This window comes from Nocardiopsis sp. NPDC058631, from assembly GCF_042716955.1.
GTDB lineage: Bacteria > Actinomycetota > Actinomycetes > Streptosporangiales > Streptosporangiaceae > Nocardiopsis.
The window spans coordinates 80,018-88,099 of the sequence record NZ_JBHXQY010000012.1 but is presented as its reverse complement, the minus strand read 5'-3'; the positions used below and the strand labels follow the sequence as shown (position 1 = coordinate 88,099).

General features: G+C 72.9%; 6 protein-coding genes. 2 read left to right on the top strand and 4 right to left on the bottom strand.

Features of this window, described 5'->3' with window-relative positions; all coding sequences use genetic code 11:
• Positions 1-301: 301 nt before the first annotated feature.
• Positions 302-907 carry a YceI family protein gene (locus ACFWTE_RS06855; protein ID WP_378778377.1) on the top strand — a complete coding sequence of 202 codons (606 nt, stop codon included), beginning with the start codon at positions 302-304 and terminating at the stop codon, positions 905-907.
• 94 nt (positions 908-1,001) lie between these two features.
• On the opposite strand, the gene ACFWTE_RS06850 is transcribed toward ACFWTE_RS06855, so the two are convergent.
• Entirely contained in the window at positions 1,002-1,958 is a 957-nt protein-coding gene (locus ACFWTE_RS06850) for a ribokinase (RefSeq protein ID WP_378778376.1), read from the bottom strand.
• Positions 1,955-2,788: an exodeoxyribonuclease III gene (locus tag ACFWTE_RS06845; RefSeq protein ID WP_378778375.1), complete on the bottom strand. Its 834-nt coding sequence runs from the start codon at positions 2,786-2,788 to the stop codon at positions 1,955-1,957. The genes ACFWTE_RS06850 and ACFWTE_RS06845 overlap by 4 nt, the downstream gene beginning before the upstream one ends.
• 418 nt (positions 2,789-3,206) lie before the next feature.
• Here ACFWTE_RS06845 and ACFWTE_RS06840 point away from each other — a divergent pair, with 418 nt between their 5' ends.
• On the top strand, positions 3,207-4,430 hold the full coding sequence (locus tag ACFWTE_RS06840; RefSeq protein ID WP_378778374.1) for a winged helix-turn-helix domain-containing protein: 1,224 nt from the start codon (positions 3,207-3,209) through the stop codon (positions 4,428-4,430).
• 101 nt (positions 4,431-4,531) lie between these two features.
• Here ACFWTE_RS06840 and ACFWTE_RS06835 read toward each other — a convergent pair whose 3' ends face one another.
• Both ACFWTE_RS06835 and ACFWTE_RS06830 read right to left on the bottom strand, forming a co-directional pair.
• Positions 4,532-5,674, bottom strand: a complete 1,143-nt coding sequence (locus ACFWTE_RS06835) for an acetyl-CoA C-acetyltransferase (RefSeq protein ID WP_378778373.1) — start codon at positions 5,672-5,674, stop codon at positions 4,532-4,534.
• Positions 5,675-5,861: 187 nt separating this feature from the next.
• Positions 5,862-7,892, bottom strand: a complete 2,031-nt coding sequence (locus ACFWTE_RS06830) for a DHA2 family efflux MFS transporter permease subunit (RefSeq protein WP_378778372.1) — start codon at positions 7,890-7,892, stop codon at positions 5,862-5,864.
• Positions 7,893-8,082 lie beyond the last annotated feature (190 nt).

Here is an 8,082-nt window from a genome sequence, read left to right as displayed (position 1 = left end):
GGCCGCCCCGCCCGGGGCGGGCGGGCGCGCCCCCCCCCCCCCCCCCCCGGGGGGGGGGGCCCCCCCCGCCCCCCCCCTGCGTCGTCCCCGGTCCCCTCCGGGAGCCCGGCGGCCGGTTCCGGCCCCGCGCCCTGTCCGAGAGATCGCAGTGGGGTGACGTACCTCGTCACGGCGTCCTCCACCGACAACCGAGTCGAATGTCTCGTGCCTGGTCACAGCGGAACTTCGCGTTCCGGGGTGGCGTCAGACCTATGGTGTGTGGACAAAAGCCACAGATGGGACAAATAGGGAGAAAATGGCCATGACATCCACCCACGAGACCGGCCCCGGGCCGGGTACCTGGTACCTGGACCCGCTGCACTCCAGCCTGATCTTCGTCGCCCACTACCTGCGCTTCGGCCGGGTCCAGGGCACCTTCGGGAGGGCGCACGGGCAGGTGCTCGTCACGGAGAACCCCGCCGGGTCCAGGGTGGAGGTCGTGCTCGACGCAGCCAGCGTCAACACCGGCGTGGGCGCGCGCGACGCCCACCTGCGCTCGGCCGACTTCCTGGACGTGGACCACCACCCCGAGCTCCGCTTCGTCTCCACCGGGGCGGAGCCGAGCCGCCGCGGCCGGCAGTCCTTCCGGCTGTTCGGCGACCTGACCGTCCACGGGACGACCCGCCCGGTCGTCCTCGACGCGCAGTGGGTGGGCGAGTCGCCCGACTACGTGTCCCCCGACGACACCTACGGGCACTTCTTCTCCGCCACCACCCGGATCAGGCTCTCGGACTTCGGCGTGGGCGACGGAGGCGCGGTCCCGTGGGGCGGCCGACTGGTCGGCGACACCGTCGACATCGTGCTGGAGGTCCGCCTCCAGAACCAGGACCCCCTCCCGTTCCTCCAGCAGATCGGGCACGCACCCTGACGGGTGCGTGCCCGGCCCCGCGCGGACGGGAAGGGCGCAGAAGGGGTCCCGGGGCCGTCCCCCGGAACCCGTGCGCCGCCGTCGGGAGCCTCCCTCAGACGGCGCCGTCGAGCAGCGCCTCGACCTCCGCGCGGGAGGGCATGGACGAACTGGCGCCGTGGCGCTGGACCGAGAGCGACGCCGCGGCCGCGGCGAACGCCATCGCCTCCGCCGGCGCGCGGCCCTCCGCCCTCGCGACCGCGAACGACCCGCAGAAGGTGTCCCCGGCGGCCGTGGTGTCCACCGCCCTCACCTGGCGTGCGGGCACTGCCACCGTCTCGCCGCCCCGACGGCCGTGGAGGGAGCCGTCCTCGCCCAGGGTCAGCAGCACCTCCGGAACCAGCTCCAGCAGGGCGGCCAGCGCCTCGTGCGGATCCGTGCGGCCGGTGATCGCGGCGGCCTCGTGCTGGTTGGGGACCAGGACGTCCACCGACTCCAGCAGCTCGGCGGGCAGGTCGCGCGCGGGCGCCGGGGTCAGGTAGACCGGCACCCCGAGGCCGCGGCCGGTCCGCGCGGCGGCGACCACGGCCTCCATCGGCAGTTCGAGCTGGAGCAGCAGGGCCGCACTCCCCTCGATGAGCGCCGCGTCCTCGTCGACCACACCGGTGACCTCGCCGTTGGCGCCGGGGACCACGATGATCGAGTTGCCGCCCCTGCCGTCCACGACGATGTGGGCGACGCCCGACACCCCGGGAACCGTGCGCAGCCCGGACACGCCGATGCCTGCGGCCGTCAGGTTGGCCCGCAGTTCGTCGCCGAAGGCGTCCCCGCCCACCGCCCCGAGGAAGGCCACGCCGGCCCCCGCCCGTGCGGCGGCCACCGCCTGGTTGGCGCCCTTGCCGCCGGGCACCTGGCGAAAGGCCGTGCCCGTCACGGTCTCACCGCTGGCGGGGACCTCGTCCACGTAGGCGACCAGGTCCATGTTGACGCTGCCGAAGACGGCGATGCGCGGCGCGCCGACGGGGGCGGCCCCCGCGTCCGTGCTCCCGTCCGCTCTGCTCCCGGCGCTCATGCCCCGGCCTCCTTCACCTTGGCGACGGACGCTCCGTCGTTCCCGTCGAGCCCCACGATGACCGGTGCGTGGTCCGAGGCCCCCTTGCCCTTGCGCTCCTCGCGGTCGATGCTCGCACCGCTCACGCGGGCGCGGAGTGCCGGTGAGGCGAGGACGAAGTCGATGCGCATGCCCCGGCGCTTGGGGAAGGCCAGCCCCTTGTAGTCCCAGTAGGTGTAGACGCCGGGGCCCGGGGTGTGTTCGCGGACGACCTCGCCGAACCCGGTGCCGACGAGCTCCTCGAAGGCCGCGCGCTCGGGAGCGGTGACGTGGGTGCTGCCCTCGAAGGCGGCGATGTCCCACACGTCCTCGTCCTGCGGGGCGATGTTGAAGTCGCCCACGTAGGCGATCTGGGCGTCGGGGTCCTGCGCGAGGCGCGCGGCGCCCGCCTCGCGCAGCGCTTTGAGCCAGCGCAGCTTGTAGGCGTAGTGGGGGTGGTCGACCTCACGGCCGTTGGGCACGTACAGGCTCCACACCTGGACGCCCGCGCACGTCGCCGCGATGGCGCGCGCCTCGGGCTCCTCGGGTTCGCCGTATCCGGGCTGGTCGGGAAAGCCGATCCGCACGTCCTCCAGACCGACGCGGGAGGCGATCGCGACCCCGTTCCACTGGGAGAGGCCGTGGTGGGCGACCTCGTAGCCGCGGTCGGTGAAGACGGAGGCCGGGAACTGGTCGTCCCTGGCCTTGGTCTCCTGGATGGCGAGGACGTCGACGTCGCTCCGGTCCAGCCAGGCACCGATCCGCTCGACCCTGGCCCTGGCACTGTTCACATTCCATGTCGCGATACGCACAGCAGAAGGCTAGGCCATGCAGGCGACACCGCTGTTCGCCACAGCCTGTGGACACCGGGGAAAAGCCCAGCTGGGCGGGCAGAAACAGAAGGTGCCCCGGTGCGGCCGTCCTCCGCACCGGGGCGTGTGCGACTCCCAGCACATGCTCGGTGGTTCTTGTCGCCTCTGTGGGACGGCCGGGTGCCCCGGGGGGTTCGCATTGGGCCAAAGGTTTTTCTCCGGATCTGCCACGCACGGCCACGGCGAGTCGTCCTACCGCGCGTCAGGGGGCACGCCCCCGAGATCGATGTGATGCAGGACACACGACCATCGAACGGGGTGAGCGACCCCAGCCGCGGGCGGCCCCGGCACCGGCGCACGGGCCGACCACGGCCCGGGGCCGGGGCGGACTGTCGTCACCGGGGTCTACCGTGGCGGCATGGCCGAACCGCACCCCCGCCGCGACGCGGACCTGTCCCTCTCCCAGGCGCGCAAAATCGCTCTCGCCGCCCAGGGCTTCGCCGACCCCCGGCCCAGGGGCCGCCCGACGCTCTCCCACCTGGCCCGGGTCGTGCGCCGGGTGGGGATCCTGCAGATCGACAGCGTGAACGTGCTGGCCCGCAGCCAGTACCTGCCGGTGTTCGCCCGCCTGGGCGGCTACGACACCGCCCTGCTGGACCGGGCCGCCACCACCGCGGCGGGGTCGGGCGGCGCGCGCCTGGTGGAGTGCTGGGCACACGAGGCCAGCCTGGTGCCGCCGTCCACGCGGCAGCTCATGCGCTACCGGATGGACCGCAACCGCGCCCGGACCGGGGCCGACTGGATGAACGGCATCCGCGAGGAGCGCCCCGAGCTGCTGAAGGCGGCCCTGGAGGAGGTCGCACGGGTCGGCCCCGCCACCGCGCGCCAGGTGGAGGCGGCGCTCGCGCACGACGTGCCGCGGGCCAAGGACCACTGGGGCTGGAACTGGTCCGAGGTCAAGAAGTGCCTGGAGTACCTGTTCTGGGTCGGCGACCTGACCTCCAACGGGCGCAACTCCCAGTTCGAGCGGCTCTACGACCTCCCCGAGCGGGTGTTCGCGCCGGAGGTGCACGCCGCGCCTCGGACCACTCCGGAGGAGGCGCACCGCGCACTGGTGTCCATCGCCGCGCGCACGCACGGGATCGCCACGGAGCCGTGCCTGCGCGACTACTTCCGGCTGAAGTCCGCCGATTCCAAGCCCGCCGTGGCCGACCTGGTGGACTCCGGCGAGCTGGTCCCCGTCCGGGTGGAGGGCTGGGAACGCCCCGCCTACCTGCACAGGGACGCCCGGGTGCCGCGCTCGATGGCGGCGCGGGCGCTGCTCAGCCCGTTCGACTCCCTGGTGTGGACGCGCGACCGCGCCGAGGAGCTGTTCGGTTTCCGCTACCGGCTGGAGATCTACGTGCCCGCCGCCAAACGGGTGCACGGCTACTACGTGCTGCCGTTCCTGCTGGGCGAGGACCTGGTGGCCCGGGTGGACCTCAAGGCCGACCGGGCGTCAAGGACGCTCCTGGCGCAGCGGATCACCCTGGAGGACGGCGCGCCGGCGGACACCGTGCCCGAACTGGTCGAGCAGCTGGCCGAGATGGCCGCCTGGCTCGGGCTGGAGAACGGCGTCGGGGGCCCCGCGCTGGCCCGCTGAGGCGTGCCCGGCCGGGACCGCCGACGGACGGCCGCGGTGCTGCCGCGCCGGGTACGGGCCGGACGCGGAGCCGCGTGCCCGGCACGCGGCTCCGGTCGGGGTCAGACGCGCTCGATGACGGTGACGTTGGCCTGCCCGCCGCCCTCGCACATGGTCTGGAGGCCGTAGCGGCCGCCCGTGCGGTGCAGCTCGTTGACCAGCTTGGTCATCAGGATCGATCCGGTGGCCCCCAGGGGGTGGCCGAGGGCGATCGCGCCGCCGTTCGGGTTGACCTTGGCCGGGTCGGCGCCGAGTTCGTCGATCCACGACAGCGGCACGGGGGCGAACGCCTCGTTGATCTCGGTGACGTCGATGTCGCCGATGCCCAGACCGGCCCTCGCCAGGGCGATCCTGGTCGCGGGGATGGGCGCGGTGAGCATGTACACCGGGTCGTCGCCGACCAGGGAGAGCTGGACGATGCGGGCCAGCGGGGTCAGTCCGTGCTGCTCGATCGCGCGCTCGGACGCGATGAGCAGGGCGCCCGCGCCCACGGAGATCTGGCTCGCGACGGCGGCGGTGAGTTCCCAGCCCTCCCGCAGCGGCTTGAGACCGGCCATCTTCTCCAGGGTGGTGTCGGGGCGGATGCCCTCGTCCCTGCTCACCCCGGCGATGGGCGCGATCTGGTCGTCGAAGCGGCCGTCCTCCTGCGCCGCGGCGGCGCGCCGGTGGCTCTCCAGGGCGAACTCCTCCAGCTGTTCGCGCTTGTAGCCCCACTTCTCGCACATGAGCTGGGCACCGCGGAACTGGGAGATCTCCTGGAGGCCGTACCGCTCGATCCAGCCCTCGCCGTACAGGGGCAGGTCGTTGTCGAGGGCGAACTGGACGTTGGCGCCCATGGGGACCATGCCCATGTTCTCGACCCCGGCGGCCACGACCAGGTCCTGGGTTCCCGACATGACGCCCTGGGCGGCGAAGTGGATGGACTGCTGCGAGGAGCCGCACTGGCGGTCGACGGTGACGCCGGGGACGCTCTCGGGGAGGCCGGCGGACAGCCACGCGGTGCGGGCCAGGTCGAGGGCCTGCGGGCCCGCCTGGCTGACCACGCCCATGATGACGTCCTCGACCGCGGCCGGGTCCACCCCGGTGCGCCCGACGAGTTCCTTGAGCACGTGCGCACCCAGGTCCGCCGGGTGCACGGCGGCGAGGGCGCCCTTCCTGGTACCGACGGGGGTGCGTACTGCGCCGACGATGTATGCCTCGGCCACGGGGTCCTCCAAGAGCGTGGGTGACGATAACCGAACTTTATTCGGTTTCCTGGATCCGGCAAGCCCCCACCCCCGGGACCACGCCTCCCGCCCGCCTCTCGGGGCCGTGTCCCTCCGGCCGCAGGCGTGGCGCCGTCGGGCCGCTCCTTCGCGCGGGTACCGAACCGGCTCCCCCGCCCGGGGGCGGCTACAGCCTGTGCGCGCCCTCTCCCAGGCGCGAGGCGTCGCCCTCGTCGCCGAGGGTGTCCGTGGTCATCCGCTCCAGGGCGGCGACCACCTCGGGGTGCTCCCCGGGCGCGTAGTCGGCCAACAGCGAGCGCAGGGCGGTGCGCTGGGCGTCGAACACCCGGTGCGCCGCGTCGGCCCCCCACCCGTTGAGTTCCCAGGGCCCCTCCTCACCCGTCAGGTAGCCCGCCTCCCACAGTTCCCGGTGCACGCCCTCCCAGTGCTCCTCACCCAGGCCGGACATCTGCGCCAGCTCCGCCCCGGTGAGCGGGCCGGTCACGCCCAGGTGGCTGAGCACCCAGCAGGCGGGCGGTGAGATCTCCAGGCCGGCGGCCTCGCGCAGGCGTTCGTACATCTCGTCGGCGCCCTCCCTGCCGCAGGCCCGGTACACCTCGCGTTCGACGTGCTCCATCGCGCTGCGGCTCCCCGCCGCGACGGGCGGCATGGACTCGTCCAGGTCCGGTGTGCCGATGGTGGTACGGAGGGGGACCTGCCGCAGGAACAGCGCGAGCACGAACCCGGCCACCGCCACCGGCACCGCGCACAGGAACACGGTGTCCACGGAGTCGGCGTAGGCCTGGAGGAACGACGCCTGGGCCTCTGGCGGAAGCCGGTCCAGACTGCGCGGGTCGCTCTCCAGGGAGGCCGGATCGACACCCGGCGGCAGCTGGACCTCCCCCGCGCGGGCCGCCAGGTTGGAGGCCAGCTGCCCGGAGAACACCGCCCCGAACACGGCGGTGCCGAACGACCCGCCGATCGAGCGGAAGAACGTCGCCGAGGACGTGGCCACCCCGAGGTCCGCGTAGTCGGCCGCGTTCTGGACGATCACGACCACCACCTGCATCACCAGGCCCAGCCCGAACCCCAGGACGAAGAAGTAGACCCCCATCTCCCACAAGGAGCTGTCCGGCCCCAGACGGGAGAGGAGGAGGAGTCCGACCGCGGTGACCGCCATGCCCGCCACGGGATAGGCCTTGTAGTGGCCGGTGCGGGTGACGAGGCGTCCGCTGGTGATCGAGGTGAGGAACATGCCCAGGACCATCGGCAGCAGGTGCAGGCCGGAGGCCGTGGGGGACAGGCCGTGCACGATCTGGAGGAACAGCGGCAGGAACGCCATCGACCCCATCATCGCGAAGCCCACGCAGAACCCGATGGCCATGGCGACCACGATGGTCGGGTTGCGAAAGAGGCTGAGCGGCATGACCGGGTCGGGGGCCCGCCGTGCGGTCAGCCACCACCCGACCCCGAGCACGGCGCCCGCGACGGCGAGTCCCACGACCTGGGGGGAGACCCACGGGTAGACGCTGCCGCCCCAGGCCGCCACCAGGGTGAGGCACACGGCGGTCGCGGCCAGCAGGAGGATGCCGGCGTAGTCGACCCGGCGGCGCCCGGTCGACACACCGGCGGGAAGGACGGCGAGCACGGTGGCGAACGCGATGACCCCGAGCGGAAGGTTCACGTAGAACACCCAGCGCCAGGACAGGTGGTCGACGAACAGCCCGCCGAGCAGCGGCCCCGCCACGCTGGAGATGCCGAAGACGGCGCCGAACAGCCCCTGGTACTTTCCGCGTTCGCGGGGGGAGACGACGTCGCCGATGAGCGCGGAGGCGAGCACCATCAGGCCGCCCCCTCCGAGCCCCTGCACCGCACGGAAGGCGATGAGCTGGAGCATGTCCTGGGCGACGCCGCACAGGGCGGAGCCGAGCAGGAAGATCCCGATGCACAGCAGGAAGAGGTGCTTGCGGCCGAACTGGTCGCCGAGTTTGCCCCAGAGCGGTGTCACGGCGGTGACGGCGAGCAGGTAGGCGGTGATCACCCACGACAGGTGGTTGAGTCCGCCGAGCTCGGACACGATCGTCGGCAGCGCGGTGGAGACGATCGTCTGGTCCAGCGCCGCCAGCAGCACGGTGAGCATCAGGGCGGTCATGATCACCGCGATCCTGCCGCCCCGGTGCTCCCTGCGTTCCCGGCGGTCGGCCTCGTGCTGTGCCATCGGCTCTCCCCCGTGTCGGGCCGCGCACGGCTCACGGCCCCGCTGCGGCCACAGTAGGAACCCGGGAGCGCCGTGAGGCGGAAAACCGCCCACGGGGACGGGAACTTTGCCGTGGCTTGGAGGCTTCCCTTCAAAGCCGAATACGGTTCGGTTACTGTGGCGTCATCCAGTGATCCCCGACACACCCGGA

Bases quoted from the DNA above. Each gene is read 5' to 3' on its own strand.
- ACFWTE_RS06850 (WP_378778376.1), bottom strand. From the start codon at position 1,958: ATGAGCGCCGGGAGCAGAGCGGACGGGAGCACGGACGCGGGGGCCGCC.
- ACFWTE_RS06855 (WP_378778377.1), top strand. From the start codon at position 302: ATGACATCCACCCACGAGACCGGCCCCGGGCCGGGTACCTGGTACCTG.
- ACFWTE_RS06840 (WP_378778374.1), top strand. From the start codon at position 3,207: ATGGCCGAACCGCACCCCCGCCGCGACGCGGACCTGTCCCTCTCCCAG.
- ACFWTE_RS06830 (WP_378778372.1), bottom strand. From the start codon at position 7,892: ATGGCACAGCACGAGGCCGACCGCCGGGAACGCAGGGAGCACCGGGGC.